This is a genomic window from Catellatospora methionotrophica, assembly GCF_011297335.1.
Taxonomy (GTDB): domain Bacteria; phylum Actinomycetota; class Actinomycetes; order Mycobacteriales; family Micromonosporaceae; genus Catellatospora; species Catellatospora methionotrophica.
On the sequence record NZ_JAAOTJ010000010.1, the window covers coordinates 44021 to 60279 of the forward strand.

Below are 16259 nucleotides of genomic sequence, written 5' to 3' on the forward strand. Positions count from 1 at the left end.
GCTAAGCTTTCGCGTGGAGGCGAAACATGCTGGCCATCGAAGTGGGCCCGGTCGACGTGGCGCACACCCGCTACGCGATCTCGCCGCTCGGCGAGACGATGCAGGCGCTCCGGGTGGCGTCCGGCGCGCAGCCGGCCGGGGCGCTGCGCCCCTGGGCCGAGCGCATCGCCCCGCTCTACCAGCGCCTACGCGCCGACGTGCCCGCGGTCGGGGCGCTGACGGCGCTGATGCGGCGCGGCGGCTACAACGCCGACTTCATCCACCCGCCGCCGTCCGGTCCGGGCGGCGACTTCACCGCCGAGCTGGCCGCGGTGCGCGCGACGCCGCTGCCCCAGGCCCGCGCGGAGCTGGCCCGCAACCTGGCCGGGCTGCGCCCGCCGCCGCGCTACGTGCAGCAGATCCTGGACGCCCCGGACGTGGTCGACCGGCTCGCCGACGCGATCGAAGCGGCCTGGCACGCGCTGGTCGCACCCGACTGGGCGCGGGTGCGCACCGTGCTGGAGCGCGACCTGGTCCGCCGCGCCGGGCACCTGGCGATGTACGGCTGGGCCGCCGCGCTGTCCGATCTCGATGCTCGGGTGAGCTGGCGTTCGGAGGGCGTCGCCGGGACGATCGAGGTGCGGACCGGCTCGCGCACCACGTGGGAGCGGCACCGCCTGGGCGGCCAAGGGCTGCTGCTGATGCCGACGGTGTTCGGCTCGATGATCACTTACGTGGAGCCGCCGTGGCCGTACGCCCTGGTGTATCCGGCACGGGGGATCGCGGACCTGATCGGGCCGCCGCCGGCCGAGGTGGCCGGGCAGTGCCTGGGCCGGTTGCTGGGCCCGCACCGGGCCGACGTGCTGCGGGCCCTGGCGGTGCCCGCGACGACCACGCAGCTGGTGCGCCAGCTCGGCCTGAGCCTCGGCGCGGTGGGCGGTCACCTGGCCGTGCTGCGCGACACCGGCCTGGTCACCCGCGTCCGGACCGGCCGGTCGGTCCGCTACGAACGCACCCCGCTGGGCGACGCCCTGGCCGCGACGCGATCGAGCCGGTGACGCGATGAGCACCGGCCGACACGGGGGTGGCGGACCGCGACGCGGCCCGCCACCCCCGGCAAGGGACTACCGCTTCGGCTGGTTGTGCTTGGGCTGGTTGCCCTTCTTGGCCTTCATCGAGGTGGGCGTGCTGCCCGCCTGGTCCTTCTTCTGCGGCATCGTCGCCGTGGGAGCCGCATGTTCATGCTCGCCCTCGGCGTGGTTCATGGAATGCGCGTTCATGCCACCGGCCGCGTGACCCTGCTGGCCGCCCACGTGCTGGGCGTCCTCGTGCTGTGCTGCGCGCGGGTCGCGTTCGGGTCGGTTGTTCTTCACCATGCTGCCGTGCCTCCTCGGGCCGGGCCTCAGCACCTTGCTGACACCCACGGCACCACGCTAGAAGAGCGGCGGCGGCCGCTGCGGCAGAATGGACATTCTTGGCGTACCGGCCGGTAACGAAGGTCAGGCTGCCCGGCCCAGGTATGCCGCCAGCCGGTCGGCCTCGGTCGCGCCCGCCGGGGCGGGCAGCTCCGGCCCGAACGGCCCGCCGTCGCGGGGCTGCCCGTCCAGGTAGGACGCCCAGCTCGCGCGCACGCGGCGGGCCAGGTCCGGGGCGACGTCGGTGTCCGCGCCGAGCGCGCGGGCCAGGTCCCAGCCGTGCGTGGTCAGCTCGTTGACGACGTGCTGCACGGTGACCTCGCCCGGCTGCGGCCCGATCGGCGTCGGCCCGACCTCGGCCAGGTAACCCGGCCGCCGGAACGCGGCCCGCGCCCGCACCGCGTGCTCGCCGAACGCGGCCACCGGGTCGGCGTAGTCAGGATGCTCCTCCAGCAGCGGACCGCCCTCGGCGAGCGTGGCGTACCGGTCGTTGATGAAAGCCAGGTGGCGCAGCAGCTGCCGGACCGTCCAGTCCGCACACGGCGTCGGGTCGTCCATCCGCTGCGGGGTGACCGTGGCCATGAGCCCGCCGACCTCGTCCACGATCGTGTCGTAGGCGGCGGTCGGGTCGTCCAGGGTGAGATAACCGTCCATGCCCTGATCCTGCCCGGCCGCTGTGACGTTCATGCCGGCACCGGCGCGGGCGCGGCCTGCCAGCGGGCCTCGGCCCCGTCCAGGGCACACGTCCACAGGTGCCCGTCCGCGCCGACGGCCGCCGCGTACGCCCGACCGCGAGGGTCCACGGCCACCGCGGGCGCGCCCGTGAACAGCGCCCCCGACGCGGGCCACGCCGCGGTCGCGCCGATCGGGTGCGCGGCGGTGATGCCCACCCGGCCCGTGTCGTCGCGGCGCAGCAGCCGCAGGCGGCCGTCGCGGAACAGCCCGGCGAACGCGCCCGAACCCCCGCCCGCGGGCACCGTCGTGCAGACACCGGCCTGCACCACGGTCAGCGTCGCGCCGTCGGCGTGCCCGGCCAGCACCGGCCCGTCCGCCCCGGCGGCGGTGCGGGCCGCCGACAGCGCGCCGTCCATCACCCCGCGCATCAGCTCCTCCGGCTGGCCGAACCGGCCCGCCGGGGTGTCGCGCCGCCAGCACAGCAGCTGGTCGTTGGTGACCGCGTACAGCGCGGTGCGCGGCCCGGCCGCCACCGCGACCAGCGCGTCACGGATGCCGTTGCCGCCCAGCCGCATCCACGGACCCCAGCGCCCGTCGGCGGTCCGGGTACGCGTCGCGGCGTCCCGGTCGAAGTCACGCGCGAACACGCTCAGGCCCCCGTCGGGGTGGGCCACCGCGACCGGCATACCCACCTCCCGGCCCCGCGCCGGGTCGCCCCCCGCATCCGGATTGCCGACCTCCGCCCAGGTGAACGACCCGCCCGGTGCGGCCTGCTCGCCGTGCACGACGGCCAGGCGCGGGCCGCTCGCGGACAGATCCTGGCGTACGCCGAACAGGTGTGTCCGGCCGTCCGGCGTGGACACCGCGCACAGGTGCGGGAGCAGGTTCTCACCGCCGATCGCCTCCGGTGCGGTCCACGAACCGGGGTCCGCGCCGCGCCGCCACATCAGCGCCGTCCCGCCGAACACCGCGAACGCGGCCAGCCCGTCGCCGTACGGGATCAGCCAGTCCGTGCCGCCCGGGTGCCGGTGGGTCTGGCTGCGGCCGTAGCGCTTGGCCCGCGAGCGGGTGCCCACCTGCAGGTCGCCGCACCCGTACGGCACCGCGCACGGGTGCTCGTCGGCCCAGCCGTAGACGTCCAGATAGGAGAACTTGCGTTCGTACACCGCCGGGCTCAGGTTGCGCGGCCAGTACTTGTTGAAGTAGCCCCGATAGCTCTGCACCTGCACGGCGGCACCGGCCCGCCGGTGGCGGCGCACCGCCTCGTACGCGAACCAGGCCGCGTAGAGATGATCGGTGTGATCGGAGTAGTCGACGTGCCCCTCGGCGTACTTCAGGTGCTCCGGCGTGGGATCGAGGGTGCGCACCACCGTCGGCTCGGCCGTGTCCAGCAGCGAGGCCAGGATCGCCAGCACCTGCGCGCGGGTCAGCTCCCCGGCCGCGGCCAGCGGGCTGTCGGTGGGCCGCAGGTAGGGCTGCGCCTCGCGGCGGCCGTCCCACAGCCACTCCAGCCGGTTCGACCCCGGCCCGTCCAGCGGCGCGCGCAGGTTCAGGAACCCCAGCGTCACGTGCGGGGCGGCGGCCAGCGTGGCGGTCTCGTACACCGCGCCGCCGACCTGGCGGACCTCCCGTCGCCAGGCGCTGTCCCGGTTCCCGGTCGCCATCGCCGCGTACGCCGACCGGATCCCGTACTGGCGCGCCGCGGCGTACCCCTCGAAGTCGGCCGCGGGTCTGCGGCCGTCACCCAGCGGCGCGTTGACCCCGTTGGCCTCCCCGGCGGTCAGGTAGACGCTGGTCACCGCGTTGCCGCGGTCCAGGGCCTGCATCACGTCCGGGTTGAGGAAGTACAGGTCGTCGTCGGGGTGCGCGCAGATGTTGAGGAACGCGGCCTGCCGCGGCGGCGCGGCCGCCGACCAGACCCGCTCCCACGGCCGGGTCAGGCCCAGCCCGATCACCCCGCCGCCGGTCAGCAGCAGGGCGGACAGTGCCGTGCGACGGTGCAAGGTCAACCGTCCTGTCGCGCGCCGTTCGGCGCGGTCAGCTCCCACGGCGCGGCGACCGGGTAGTAGGCCGTCAGGAAGTCGCGCAGCAGCTCGTGCCGCGACTGGCGCTGCCCGGGCGTGCCGTCCTCGTCGTTGACGCAGAACACGTCGTGGCTGCGGGCGGCCAGCAGCCGGGCCAGCTGACGTTTCGTGTCCGGCGCGGCCAGGCTCACATACGTGCTGGTGATCCGGTCGATGGCGGCCCGGCCCGTGGCCAGCGCGTAGTAGTGGTACGCCGAGGACACCAGCGAGACGTCGGTCGGGTCCCGGAACCGGTTGCCCGCGGTGCGCTCCAGCTCCTCGGCGTACCGGTCGGACATCTCGGCGAGCACGTCGCGGCGCAGCGCGTGCGGCACGTGCTTCATCTTGTAGGTCAGGTGCCGCCCGAAGTCGCGGGCGATCAGCGCCCGGTTGTTCTTGCCCGCCACCGTCGGCGCGAGATCGGCGGCGTCGGCCGGGCCCGGATCGACCTTGCCGCGCGACGGGAACAGCTTGGACAGCCCGTTGGGCTGGAAGAACTTCAGCGTGTTCACCGGACGGCCGACGAAGACGTCGTCGTTGAAGTAGACGAACTGCTCGGAGAGCCCGTCCAGGTGGTGCAACCGGCTCTCGATCGCGTGCGAGTTGAACGTCGGCAGGCGGCCGTGGTCGCCGAACAGCTCCTTGTGGCTGACCAGCCGCACCCGGTCGTGGCTCACGTCCAGCCACGACGGCACCTGGTCGTCGGTGACCAGCCAGATCCGGCGCACCCACGGCGCGTACAGGTGCAGCGAGCGCATCGAGTAGCGCAGCTCGTCGTGGTTGGCGAACCGGGACACCCCCGCCGCCTGCGCCGTCATCGGCCGGTCCGCGCTGGCCAGCGCCGCGTCACGGCGGGCCTGCCAGGCCGGGTCGCTGTCGTCGACCCAGGTGTAGACCACGTCGACCGGGAACGTGATGTCGTCGAGCAGGGTGCCCGCGAACTCCGCCCGGGTCGGGCGCTGCGGCTGGCCGGGCACGTACGCCGAGGTCATCCGGGTGAACGCGGACTCGTCGAGGGTGCGTGCCGGGCCGGTGGCGGCGACCCGGTCGGCGACCCGGTTGGGCCGGGGCGCGTGCAGCGGGCCCTGCGGGGTACGCGACCACACCTCCAGGTCACAGCCGTGCGCCTCACCCAGCAGCAGGTTGCCCGACGGGTCGCAGACGTACTGGATCAGCCGGATCACCCGCTGCCCGTGCAGCGTGCGCCAGGCGTGGTGCGACGTGGCGGGCATCGGCTTCTGCACACCCTGCTCGGTCACCGCGGCCACGAACAGCGGCCGCCGCAGCGCCTCGCGCCGCAGCGCCGCCCACGCCTGCTTGCGCCCACCCGAGCCGATGGCGACCGCGGACGCCTTGTCGTCGTAGCCGCGTACGCAGAAGTGGTCCACCCCCGCGTCGCGCAGCACCGTCAGCACCGTCTCCAGGTTGAGCCGCCGCGCCTCCAAGGGCGTCGCCTCGGCCAGCGGACGGGCCAGCACCGGCCCGTGCAGGCCCGGCACGAGCCGCAGCTCGCTGGTGTCGTAACGGCTGGTCAGGTGCCAGCGCACGGCCGAGCGCGCCCACCGTTCCGCCGGTCCGCCGGCCCGTTTGACACGCGGCAGGAGCAGGTCCACCGACCTGCGGGATATCGCGGCCAACACGGCCGACCGTCCGGGCACCTGGAAGATCACGCCGTAATAACGATCGTGATCACCGATCCGCCACGCCTGCCTGTACATCTCCTGTGAGTTATGGCAAGGAAGGGCACCTTCCCATCGCTATCCGTACCGCAAGGGCACCTTGTCAACGCCGTCCGGGGGCGGCCGCAGGCCGGTGGCGGGGTGGTGGGAGGGTGGGGGCGTGCTGGACGCGTCAGAGGTGGCCGAGGTCGAGCGGGCAGTGCGCCGCGTCGCCGAGGAGCAGATCCTGCCCAGGTTCGGCCGCCTCACCGCGGCCGACATCGCCTTCAAGACCTCCGAGACCGACTACGTCACCGTCGCGGACCGGGCCGCCGAGGAGGAGCTGGCCAAACACCTGACCGCCGCCGTCCCCGGCTCGATCATGGTCGGTGAGGAGGCCGTCGCCGCCGACCCCTCGCTGCTGGCCGCGATCAACGGCGACGCCCCGGTGTGGATCGTCGACCCGATCGACGGCACCCACAACTTCGTCAGCGGCAGCCCCCGGTTCACCACCCTGGTCGCGCTCGCCCACCGCGGCCGCCTGCTGGCCTCCTGGACGTACGCCCCGGTGCTCGACCTGATGGCGGTCGCCACCGCGGGCGGCGGGGCGTACGTCGACGGCCAGCGCGTCCGGGTGCGCCCCGTCGAGCCGGTGCTGCGCCACCTCGACGTCAGCGTGTCCCCGCCGATCTGGTGGAAACCCGCGCAGCGCGACGGCTTCCACCGGCTCAGCGCGCGCGGCGTGGCGCTGTCCTTCTTCGACACCTCCGGGCTGGAGTACATCCAGCTCGCCAGCGGGCGGCGCACCGCCATGGTGCTCACCTGGGAACTGCCCTGGGACCACGCCGCCGGGCTGCTGCTGCACGCCGAGGCGGGAGGCGTCGCCCTGGCCGCCGACGGCAGCCCGGTCCGCATCGGCGGCGGCAACGCCCTGCCGTTCCTCGTCGCCCCCGACCCCGAAACCGCCCGCCTCGTCCTCTCCGCCCTCAACCCCACCTGACCCGAGCGCCCGCGTCCTCCGGTTCGGGGTTCTGCGGCCGCGCCGAGCCCGGGCCGGGTCAGCGGGCCGTGAGGGCGGCGGTGATCAGGCCGATGGTGGTCCAGTCGACGTCGGGGTCGGTCAGCAGGGCGGCGTAGGTGGTGAACTCCAGGGTGGTGGACTCGCCGTCGGCGGTGACGCCGTGCGACTGCGGGCCCGTCTCCAGCGCGGCCAGTTCCGCCTCGGTCAGTTGCACGCTGAACAGGTGGATCCGGTGCGCGGACACGGTCGCCGCGGGCTGGCGTACGCCGTGGGAGTGCAGGCGTGCCGGGTCCACGTGCAGGCCCGTCTCCTCAGCCAGTTCCGCGAGGGCGGTCTGCCGTGGGTCGGCTGTGCCGGGCTGGGAACCGCCGGGCAGTTCGTGTACGTAGCCGTCGGTGGTCACGGCGCTGGATCGGAACTCGCGTACCAGCACGATCCGGGTCTGCGCCAAGGTATCGCCGGGCAGGTAGGCGAGCACCGCGCTCACGTCGGGCCGCCCGAGCACCACCTCGTTGTCCTTGACGCGCCCCTCGGCGGCGATCTCGACGCCGACGTGGGCCGCCCACCAGAACGGTCGCTGGTCCCCGCCCGGCCACGTCCAGACGACCCGGGCCGAGCGCAGCCGGTTGCCCGCCGACTCCTGCGCGCTCAGCCAGGTGCGTACGGTCTGGTCCTGCCACAGTGGCAGGGGCAGCTCGCGGTGCGTTCCCGACCGGGTGCTCCCGCCGCGCAGCAGCGCCAGACCGGCGGCGAGTACGCCGTCGAGGGTGTCCGCGACGGGTGCGCCGTGCAGCCGGGCATAGTGCGCCAGGTATCGCATGCCGGGGGCGTCTGCGGGCGCGCCGAGCACGACCCGGCCGCTGGACTCCCAGCGGCCCCACTCGACGTTCGTCGTGAAGCCGGGCAGTGTGGCGAGGTCACGGGGCACCCAGAACACGACCGTGTCGGAACAGGTGCAGGCAGGCGTCCTCCCATCGCACCTGGTCCAGCCAGCCGTGCGGCATACCGCCCTCGGGCCGCTCGGGCACGAACACGACCAGGCGGCCGGGACCCTTCCACTGCGTCTGGAGCTTCTCCACGGCCTGCGGCCGCCAGGACGCGACGTCGGGCGAGCGCGGGGTCGGCCCGGCGAGGAACAGGGCCGCCGCCCAGGAGTCCGGGGGCGGGTCGCCTGCGTACACGGGGATGACCTCGCGCGTGATCTCCATGCCGGTGATCGTCCCACGGTCCACAGTGGCCGTGCCCTGCCGCCCGGCTCCCGCTCCGCCCCACCGGTTTTAATAGACGCTGGCCTATCTCATCGAAAATAAGGAGGTCAAATTCGATGAGATAGGCCAGCGTCTATGACGGGCGGGGTGGGCGCGGCGGGCGGGGCGGGTGCCGGCGGGGCGGCTGCGGCGGGGCGGGTGTCGGTAGGGTGAGCGGGTGCGAGTGCGGTCGGTGACGCCTGACGGGCTGGTGGATGAGCTGGTCGAGCGGATCGCGGCGATCGCGGACCCGGACGGGTTCACCCGGGTCGCGCTGGACGGGGCACCCGCCGCCGGGCCGGACCGGCTGGCCGAGGCGCTGGTCGAGCCGCTGCGCGCGCTGGGACACGAGGTGCTGCACGTACGCACCGAGGACTTCCTGCGGCCGAAGTCGGTGCGCTGGGAGTTCGGGCGGACCAACGCCGACTCCTACTACGAGGGCTGGCTCGACGACTCGGGGCTGCGCCGGGAGGTGCTCGACCCGCTCGGGCCGGGTGGTTCCGGGCGGGTGCTGCCGACGCTGCGTGACCCGGTGCGCGACCGGGCGACCCGCGCCGCCTACCTGACCCTGCCGCCGGGGGCGGTGTTGCTGGTCAGCGGGGATCTGCTGCTCGGCGCTGGGCTGCCGTTCGAGCTGACCGCGCACCTGGTCATGTCGGCGGGTGCGCTGGCCCGGCACACCCCGCCGGAGCTGGACTGGGCGTTGCCCGCGTACGCCCGTTATGCCGACGAGGTGGCCCCGCAGACGTTCGCGGACCTGGTGGTGAAGGTCGACGACGCCCGCCATCCGGCGATCATGTCCGTCGATTAGGCAGCGCCGCCACGGGCCGAGAGCGCAGGATGACCCCAGGGGACTGGCTACAGGGGGTAATCATGACCACGGCTAAGCAGATCATGCACCTGGGTGCGCAGTGCGTGCCCGAGAACGAGACGCTGGCCCGCGCGGCGCAGCTGATGCGGGACATGGGCGTCGGCTCGCTGCCGATCTGCGGCAGCGACGACAAGTTGCGCGGCATCATCACCGACCGTGACATCGTGATCAAGTGCATCGCGTCGGGCGGCGACCCGAACACGATGACCTGCATCGAGATGGCCAAGGGCACGCCGATCTGGGTCGACGCGAAGGCCGACGAGGACGAGATCCTCAAGACCATGGAACAGCACAAGATCCGTCGCGTACCGGTGATCGAGGATCACCAGATCATCGGCATGATCAGCGAGGCGGACCTGGCCCAGCACCTGTCGAACGAGAAGCTGGCGCATTTCGTCGCCACGATCACGGCAGCGCCGCCGACGCGCGGCTGAGCGGACGGGAGAGGGGCGCCCCGGAATGCGGGGCGCCCCTCTTGACGTGCCGGATGGTCAGTGCGCGCCGACACCGGTCAGCGAACGCACCTCGAGCTCGGCGTACTTCTGCGGGTCCGCGGGCTCGCGGGACAGGATGGTGCCGAGCCAGCCGCACAGGAAACCGACCGGGATCGAGATGATGCCGGGGTTGGACAGCGGGAACCAGTGCCAGTCCGAGTTCGGGAACATCGCGGTCGGGCTGCCGGACACGACCGGCGAGAAGAACACCAGCACCACGGCGGTGATCAGGCCGCCGTAGATCGCGGCGGTCGCCCCGGCGGTGGTGAACCGCTTCCAGAACAGCGAGTACAGGATCGCGGGCAGGTTGCCCGAGGCCGCCACCGCGAAGGCCAGTGCGACGAGGAACGCCACGTTGAGGCTCTGCGCGAAGATGGCCAGCACGATCGCGACCGCGCCGATGGCGAACGCCGCGATGCGGGCGACCCGCACCTCGGAGCCCTCGCTGACCTGGCCCTTGCGGATGACGCTGGCGTAGATGTCGTGCGCCAGCGAGCTGGACGAGGCCAGCGTCAGACCGGCGACGACGGCCAGGATGGTGGCGAACGCGACCGCCGCGATGATGGCCAGCATCGCCGCGCCGCCGGTGGCACCGCCGAGGAACTTCTCGCCGAGCACCTGTGCCAGCTGCGGGGCGGCGGTGTTGCCGCCCTTGTCCTGGGCGGTGATGGCCTCGCCGCCGACCAGCGCCGCCGCGCCGAAGCCCAGCGCGAGGGTCATCAGGTAGAAGGTGCCGATGATGCCGATGGCCCAGAGCACGCTCTTACGGGCGGCCTTGGAGTTGGGCACCGTGTAGAAGCGGATCAGGATGTGCGGCAGGCCGGCCGTGCCGAGCACCAGCGCGATGCCCAGCGACAGCAGATCCATCTTGTTGTAGAAGGTCTGTGCCGCGTCCCCGGCCACTTCCTTGCCGTAGCGCAGGCCCGGTTCGAGGAACGACGCGCCCTTGCCGGACTTGGTCGCGGCCTCGCCGAGCAGGTCGGACAGGTTGAACTTGAACGCCGCCAGCACCAGCACGGTCATCAGCGCCGCGCCGACCATCAGCAGGAACGCCTTGACGATCTGAACGTACGTGGTGCCCTTCATGCCGCCGACGGTCACGTAGACGATCATCAGGATGCCGATGAAGATGATCGTGGCGATCTTCGCGGTGTCGGCGTCCATGCCCAGGAAGTGCGCGCCGGGCTTGATGCCCAGCAGCAGCGCCACCAGCGCGCCCGCGCCGACCATCTGGGCCAGCAGGTAGAAGATCGACACCACGATGGTGGAGATCGAGGCGGCCACCCGGACCGGCGTCTGGCGCATCCGGAACGCCAGCACGTCGGCCATCGTGTACTTGCCCGAGTTGCGCAGCAGCTCCGCCACCAGCAGCAGCGCCACCAGCCAGGCCACCAGGAAGCCGATCGAGTACAGGAAGCCGTCGTAGCCGAACAGCGCGATGATGCCGGCGATGCCCAGGAAGCTCGCCGCCGACATGTAGTCGCCGCCGATCGCCAGGCCGTTGGAGAACCCGGAGAACGACCGGCCGCCGGCGTAGAAGTCCGCCGCGGTCTTCGTCTGCCGGCTCGCCCAGATCGTGATCGCCAGCGTGATGACCACGAAGACCACGAACAGGACGATCGTTAGCGTGCGAGAGCTCATGCGACGACCTCCTTCGGCTGCTCGTCGGCGTCGAACTCGCCGGCGGTGATGCGGGTGTTGAGGTCCTCGGCGACCGGGTCGAGCTTGCGGTCGGCGTAGCGGGCGTACAGCCAGGCGATGAGGAACGTCGTCACGAACTGCAGCAGGCCGAAGATCAGCGCGACGTTGATGTTGCCGAACAGGATCCGGCCCATGAAGTCGCGCGCGTACGCCGACAGGATCACGTACAGGGCGTACCAGCTGAAGAACGCGATCGTCATCGGGAACACGAAGCGCCGCAGGGCGCGCCGCAGCCCGCTGAACTCGGGGCTTTCCGCGATGCGCTCGTAGCGGTCGGGAGCGTCGGTGCTCATGAATCACCAGCCTCGGTGAGGGGAGGGAGCAACGTGGCACGTCGACGTGTGTGTGCGACGGGTCACAGTGCGGTTGCCCGCAGGCTAGGGACCGTCGTGTCGATCTGTGAACGGCCTGAAGGGGACATGTGCGCCGTTCGCGCCGAGCGGTCGTCCTCCCGCGCCCAGCGGCGCGCTCCCACGCGCCGAACGGCGGGTGCGTCAGCCCCAGTGCTGCTTCGCGGGCCGGATGAGGCGGTCCTTGAGGACGCGGGTGTGGCGCCGGGCCACCGGCAGCTGGTGCCCGCCGACGGTGACGACGTACCCGGAGCCGGTCAGCCGCAGCTCGGTGACCAGGTCCAGGCGCACCAGGTAGGAGCGGTGGATGCGCAGGAACCCGGCGTCGGTCCAGCGCTCCTCCAGCTGGGTCAGCGACACCCGCACCAGGTGCGAGCCGTCGGTGGTGTGCAGGCGCGCGTAGTCGCCCTGCGCCTCCACCCAGCACACCGACGAGCGCGGCAGCAGCCGTACGACCCCGCCCAGCTCCACCGGGATCATCGGATCGCCGCCGGCCGGGCTGGCCTCGGGTGGGGCGGCCGGACGCTCCTCGACGGCGGCGCGCTCGGACAGCACCCGGCGCAGCGACTCGGCGATGCGCTCGGCGCGCACCGGCTTGCGTACGTAGTCGACGACACCCAGGTCGAAGGCGTCCGCTGCCCGGTCGTCGTACGCGGTGACGAACACGACGGCGGGGGAGCGGGCGAAGCGCTGCAGCACCCGGGCCAGGTCCATGCCGTCCAGGCCCGGCATGCGGATGTCGAGGAACGCCACGTCGACGTCGTTCTCGTGCAGCACCCGCAGCGCCTCGGCCGCGTCGGCGGCACTGTACACGTACTCCACGCGCGGGTCGTTGCGCAGCAGGTAGAGCAGCTCGTCCAGGGCCGGGGGCTCGTCGTCGACGGCGAGCACCCGCAGCCGCGGCGGGGTCCGGCCGGTCATGCCCGCCGCCCGTCGCGCGCCGCCGCCGGACGCGCGCCCGGCATCGCCGGCTCGCTCATCACCGCGCCGCCCCGGAACTTCGGAATGCGCAGGCTCACCCGTGTCCCGGCCTGCGGCGCGGTCTCCACGACCAGGCCGTACGCGTCCCCGAACACCGCCCGCAGCCGGTCGTCCACGTTGCCCAGCCCCACGTGCTGGCCGCCGTCGCCGTCCACCGTGCCGTCGCCGTTCAGCAGCACCGCCGGGTCCATGCCCACGCCGTCGTCCTCCACGATGATCTCGCAGTCCGCGCCCGCGTCCGCGGCGATGATCCGGATCGTGCCTACTCCCGGCTTCGGGGCCAGTCCGTGCCGCACCGCGTTCTCCACCAGCGGCTGCAGGCACAGGAACGGCACCTCGACCGGCAGCACCTCCGGCGCGACCCGCAGCCGCACCTGCAGCCGCTCACCGAACCGGGCCCGCTCGATGGTCAGGTACCGGTCGATCGAGCGCAGCTCCTCGGCCAGCGTGGTGAACTCCCCGTGCGCCCGGAACGAGTACCGGGTGAACTCGGCGAACTCCAGGATCAGCTCGCGGGCCTGCTCCGGGTCGGTGCGCACGAACGAGGCGATGGCCGTCAGCGCGTTGTACACGAAATGCGGGCTGATCTGCGCGCGCAGTGCCCGCACCTCGGCCCGTGCCGTCCGGGCCCGCTCCTCCTGCAGCTCGGCCAGCTCCAGCTGCAACCCGACCCAGTGCGCCGTCTCCAGCACCACCCGGACCAGGCCCGGCGTCGGCCGCGCCTCGGTGACCGCGACCAGCGCCCCGACCGTACCCCCGTCGGGTTTGGAGACCGGGGCGGCGACCGCGCCGCGCACCGGGCAGTCCAGGCGTACACACGTCAGCTCCTGTGGCCGCACCAGCACCGGCCGCCCGGTGGACAGCGCCCGCTGCGCCGCGGCCAGCAGCGCCTCGCGGTGGTGGCCGCCCTCGCCGTCGTGGGCCAGGAACCCGGTGCCGTCGGCCAGCGCCAGCCCCGCCGCCCCGACCAGTGTCCGCAGGTGTTTGAGCGCGGCGGCCGCGGTCTCGTCGCGCAGCCCCTGCCGCAGCGGTTCACTGGCCAGCGTCGCCAGGTGCAGCACCTGGTACGTCGCCCGCTCCTCCGGCGTCACGACGCGCCGCCGCCCGCGCATCATCACCACCGCGGTCGCGGCGATGACGGCCGCCACGGCGGCGGCGCCCAGCGCTGGGTACATGGCAGCGATCGTGCCACGCCCCGCCCCCGCACTCCACCCCCGCCTTGATCATCGGACTTGCCTGGCACCTGCGCGCAGCTTGACCTCGCTTTCGCCCGGTTGCCCGGCAAGTCGATCGATCTTGGCACAGGGGGACCTGGCGGAAACCGAGCTGCGACGCAGGTGGTGGCGGTGCGACCATCGTCGGATGGTGGTGGCGAGCGGGGTACGGATCACGTGGCAGGAACTGCCCGAACACGTCCAGGCCGGGGTCGAGGCGATCCTCGGCGACCGGGTCGTGGCCGCAGAGTCGCAGTCGGGCGGGTTCTCGCCGGGCACCGCCGACCGGGTCCGCACCGCGAGCGGCGGCCGCGCCTTCGTCAAGGCCGTCAGCCCCACGCAGAACGCCCGCTCGGTGGAGCTGCACCGCCAGGAGGCACTGGTCAGCGCCGCCCTCCCGCCGGACGTGCCCGCGCCGCGACTGCTCGGCCGCTACGACGACGGCGAATGGATCGCCCTGGTGCTGGCCGACGTCGACGGCCGCCACCCGGTGACGCCGTGGACGCGGTCCGAACTCGACGCGGTGCTGGCCACCCTGCGCGTGCTCGCGGCGGCCACGACCCCGTGCCCGATGCCGGAGCTGCCGACGGTCGCCGCCCTGCTCGGCGTGGACCTGTCCGGCTGGGACCGCCTGGCCGCTGACCCACCCGACGACCTCGACCCGTGGGCGGCCGCGCGCCTGCCCGAGCTGGTCGCGCTCGGCGCGGCCGGGGTGGCGGCGCTGGGCGGCGACACGATCGCGCACACCGACCTGCGGGCCGACAACCTGCTCGTCGCCCCGGACGGCACGGTGACGGTGGTCGACTGGCCGTGGGCCTGCGTCGGCCCCGCCTGGCTCGACACCGCCATGATCATGGTGAACGTGAACCTGTTCGGCGGCCACGACGTCGACGCGCTACTGGCCGAGCACGCCCACCCGCTCGGCGCCCGCCCCGCCGACCTGAACGGGCTGCTCGCAGGCATGACCGGCTACTTCCTCGACGCCGCCCGCCGCCCCGCCCCACCCGGCCTGCCCACCGTCCGCGCCTTCCAGCGCGCCCAGGGCGACGCCACCCTGCGCTGGCTCCGCACCCGCCTCGAAGCTACGATCCAGCGGCCGTGAATGCCTATGCCCTGCTCGCGATAGCGACCGTCACCGTGGCGACGGTCGCCATCGGCGCGTGGGGGATAAGGCTCGTCCGGAGCACCTCCGATCTGCTGGTCGCGTCCCGGATGGTCAGCCCGACGCAGAACGCGGCCGCGATCGGCGGGGAGTACCTGTCGGCGGCGAGCTTCCTCGGCGTCGCCGGGCTGATCCTGGCGTACGGCGCGCAGATGCTCTGGTATCCCGTCGGATTCGCCGCCGGTTACCTGGCCCTGCTGCTGTTCGTCGCCGCGCCGCTGCGCCGCTCCGGGGCGTTCACCCTGCCCGACTTCTGCGAGGCCCGGCTCGCCTCCCCCCGGCTGCGGCGGCTGGCGACCGCGTTCGTGCTGTTCATCGGCTGGTTCTACCTGCTGCCACAACTCCAGGGCGCGGGCCTGACGTTCCAGATCGTCACCGGTGCGCCGAGCTGGGTCGGCGTCGTGCTCGTCGGTGCGGTCGTCACCGGCAACGTCGCCTTCGGCGGCATGCGCTCGGCGACGTACGTACAGGCCTTCCAGTACTGGCTGAAACTGACCGCCATCGCCGTCCCCGCGTTCTTCCTGCTCGCGAGATGGAACGACGACGGCCGTCCCGCGATCCCCGTCGACGACGCGTGGCTGGCCCCGGCGGGCGGCCTGGTCGCCACGTACTCGCTGATCCTCGCGACGTTCCTGGGCACCATGGGCCTGCCGCACGTGCTCGCCCGCTTCTACACCAACCCCGACGGCGGCTCCGCCCGAAGAACCACCACCATCGTGCTCGGCCTCGTCGGCCTGTTCTACCTGTTCCCGACCGTCTACGGCGTACTCGGCCGCGTCTACACCCCCGAACTGGCCACCGGCCGCAACGACACCGTCGTGCTGCTCCTCCCGGCCGCAGCCCTCGGGCCGGGCGTCGCCGCCGACGCACTCGGCGCCCTCGTCGCCGCCGGTGCCTTCGCCGCCTTCCTGTCCACCTCGAACGGGCTGCTGACCAGCGTCGCCGGGGTGCTCGCCAACGACGTGCTGGGCAAGGCACGGCTGTCGTGGGGCCCACTGACGCAGTTCCGGGCGGCGGCGCTGTTCGCGGGCGCGGTGCCGATGGGCCTGGCGCTGGCCGTACACGGACTGAACGTCTCCCAGGTCGTCGGGCTCGCGTTCGCCGTGGCCGCGTCGAGCTTCTGCCCGATGCTGGTGCTCGGCATCTGGTGGCGCGGCCTCACCGCCGCCGGGGCGGCCGCGGGCATCCTCGCCGGAGGCGGCAGCGCCGTCGTCGCCGTACTCTGGACGATCTTCCTCCCGCCCGCCCCCGGCCTGGCCGCCGACCTGCTCGCCCAGCCCGCCGCGTGGACGGTCCCGCTGGCGTTCGCGGTCATGGTCTCCGTGTCGCTGGCCACCCGGCGGCGCATACCGGGCGCGGTCGGCGCGATGCTGCTGCGCCTGCACGCACCCGAAACCCTGCACACCCCGGAAACATCGCGGTTGTAGC

The 16259-nt window shown here is 73.1% G+C and carries 16 protein-coding genes; 6 read left to right on the top strand and 10 right to left on the bottom strand.

Going from position 1 to position 16259, the window contains the following annotated elements:
- Positions 1-29 precede the first annotated feature (29 nt).
- A complete protein-coding gene (locus tag HAV40_RS22060) occupies positions 30-1037 on the top strand; it encodes an ArsR/SmtB family transcription factor (RefSeq protein ID WP_166384574.1) in 1008 nt (335 codons plus the stop codon).
- 66 nt (positions 1038-1103) lie between these two features.
- Here the strand turns inward: HAV40_RS22060 and HAV40_RS22065 are convergent, their stop codons facing one another.
- The 4 genes from HAV40_RS22065 to HAV40_RS22080 all read right to left on the bottom strand — a co-directional run bounded on the left by HAV40_RS22065 (position 1104) and on the right by HAV40_RS22080 (position 5745).
- A complete protein-coding gene (locus tag HAV40_RS22065; protein ID WP_166384240.1) occupies positions 1104-1403 on the bottom strand; it encodes a hypothetical protein in 300 nt (99 codons plus the stop codon).
- A 75-nt stretch (positions 1404-1478) separates the two neighbouring features.
- Complete coding sequence (locus tag HAV40_RS22070) at positions 1479-2081, bottom strand: TIGR03086 family metal-binding protein (RefSeq protein WP_166384242.1); 603 nt, start codon at positions 2079-2081, stop codon at positions 1479-1481.
- A complete protein-coding gene (locus HAV40_RS22075; RefSeq protein ID WP_166384244.1) occupies positions 2078-4072 on the bottom strand; it encodes a PIG-L family deacetylase in 1995 nt (664 codons plus the stop codon). The genes HAV40_RS22070 and HAV40_RS22075 overlap by 4 nt, the downstream gene beginning before the upstream one ends.
- Positions 4073-4074: 2 nt before the next feature.
- Positions 4075-5745: a stealth family protein gene (locus tag HAV40_RS22080; RefSeq protein ID WP_166384245.1), complete on the bottom strand. Its 1671-nt coding sequence runs from the start codon at positions 5743-5745 to the stop codon at positions 4075-4077.
- Between the two features lie 226 nt (positions 5746-5971).
- Here HAV40_RS22080 and HAV40_RS22085 point away from each other — a divergent pair, with 226 nt between their 5' ends.
- A complete protein-coding gene (locus HAV40_RS22085) occupies positions 5972-6790 on the top strand; it encodes an inositol monophosphatase family protein (RefSeq protein ID WP_239087024.1) in 819 nt (272 codons plus the stop codon).
- A gap of 58 nt (positions 6791-6848) precedes the next feature.
- Here the strand turns inward: HAV40_RS22085 and HAV40_RS38040 are convergent, their stop codons facing one another.
- The gene (locus HAV40_RS38040) at positions 6849-7739 is read right to left on the bottom strand and encodes an NUDIX hydrolase (RefSeq protein WP_203672124.1); all 891 of its coding nucleotides are present in this window, start codon (positions 7737-7739) and stop codon (positions 6849-6851) included.
- Entirely contained in the window at positions 7729-8019 is a 291-nt protein-coding gene (locus HAV40_RS38045; protein ID WP_203672121.1) for a hypothetical protein, read from the bottom strand. Before HAV40_RS38045 ends, HAV40_RS38040 begins: the two co-directional genes overlap by 11 nt.
- 217 nt (positions 8020-8236) lie before the next feature.
- On the opposite strand from HAV40_RS38045, the gene HAV40_RS22095 reads away from it, so the two are divergent.
- Both HAV40_RS22095 and HAV40_RS22100 read left to right on the top strand, forming a co-directional pair.
- Complete coding sequence (locus tag HAV40_RS22095; protein WP_166384249.1) at positions 8237-8869, top strand: nucleoside/nucleotide kinase family protein; 633 nt, start codon at positions 8237-8239, stop codon at positions 8867-8869.
- A 62-nt stretch (positions 8870-8931) separates the two neighbouring features.
- Positions 8932-9363, top strand: coding sequence for a CBS domain-containing protein (locus HAV40_RS22100; protein WP_166384251.1), 432 nt, complete (start codon positions 8932-8934; stop codon positions 9361-9363).
- Between the two features lie 57 nt (positions 9364-9420).
- Here the strand turns inward: HAV40_RS22100 and HAV40_RS22105 are convergent, their stop codons facing one another.
- The 4 genes from HAV40_RS22105 to HAV40_RS22120 form a co-directional block, all read right to left on the bottom strand.
- Positions 9421-11064 (bottom strand): solute symporter family protein, encoded by a 1644-nt coding sequence (locus HAV40_RS22105; RefSeq protein ID WP_166384253.1) that lies wholly within the window; start codon positions 11062-11064, stop codon positions 9421-9423.
- On the bottom strand, positions 11061-11417 hold the full coding sequence (locus tag HAV40_RS22110; protein WP_166384255.1) for a DUF485 domain-containing protein: 357 nt from the start codon (positions 11415-11417) through the stop codon (positions 11061-11063). Before HAV40_RS22110 ends, HAV40_RS22105 begins: the two co-directional genes overlap by 4 nt.
- A 201-nt stretch (positions 11418-11618) precedes the next feature.
- Complete coding sequence (locus HAV40_RS22115) at positions 11619-12395, bottom strand: LytR/AlgR family response regulator transcription factor (protein ID WP_166384257.1); 777 nt, start codon at positions 12393-12395, stop codon at positions 11619-11621.
- Entirely contained in the window at positions 12392-13630 is a 1239-nt protein-coding gene (locus HAV40_RS22120) for a sensor histidine kinase (RefSeq protein ID WP_166384259.1), read from the bottom strand. The genes HAV40_RS22115 and HAV40_RS22120 overlap by 4 nt, the downstream gene beginning before the upstream one ends.
- A gap of 187 nt (positions 13631-13817) precedes the next feature.
- On the opposite strand from HAV40_RS22120, the gene HAV40_RS22125 reads away from it, so the two are divergent.
- Both HAV40_RS22125 and HAV40_RS22130 read left to right on the top strand, forming a co-directional pair.
- On the top strand, positions 13818-14771 hold the full coding sequence (locus tag HAV40_RS22125) for an aminoglycoside phosphotransferase family protein (RefSeq protein ID WP_166384261.1): 954 nt from the start codon (positions 13818-13820) through the stop codon (positions 14769-14771).
- The gene (locus HAV40_RS22130) at positions 14768-16258 is read left to right on the top strand and encodes a sodium/solute symporter (protein WP_166384263.1); all 1491 of its coding nucleotides are present in this window, start codon (positions 14768-14770) and stop codon (positions 16256-16258) included. The genes HAV40_RS22125 and HAV40_RS22130 overlap by 4 nt, the downstream gene beginning before the upstream one ends.
- Position 16259: the final 1 nt, after the last annotated feature.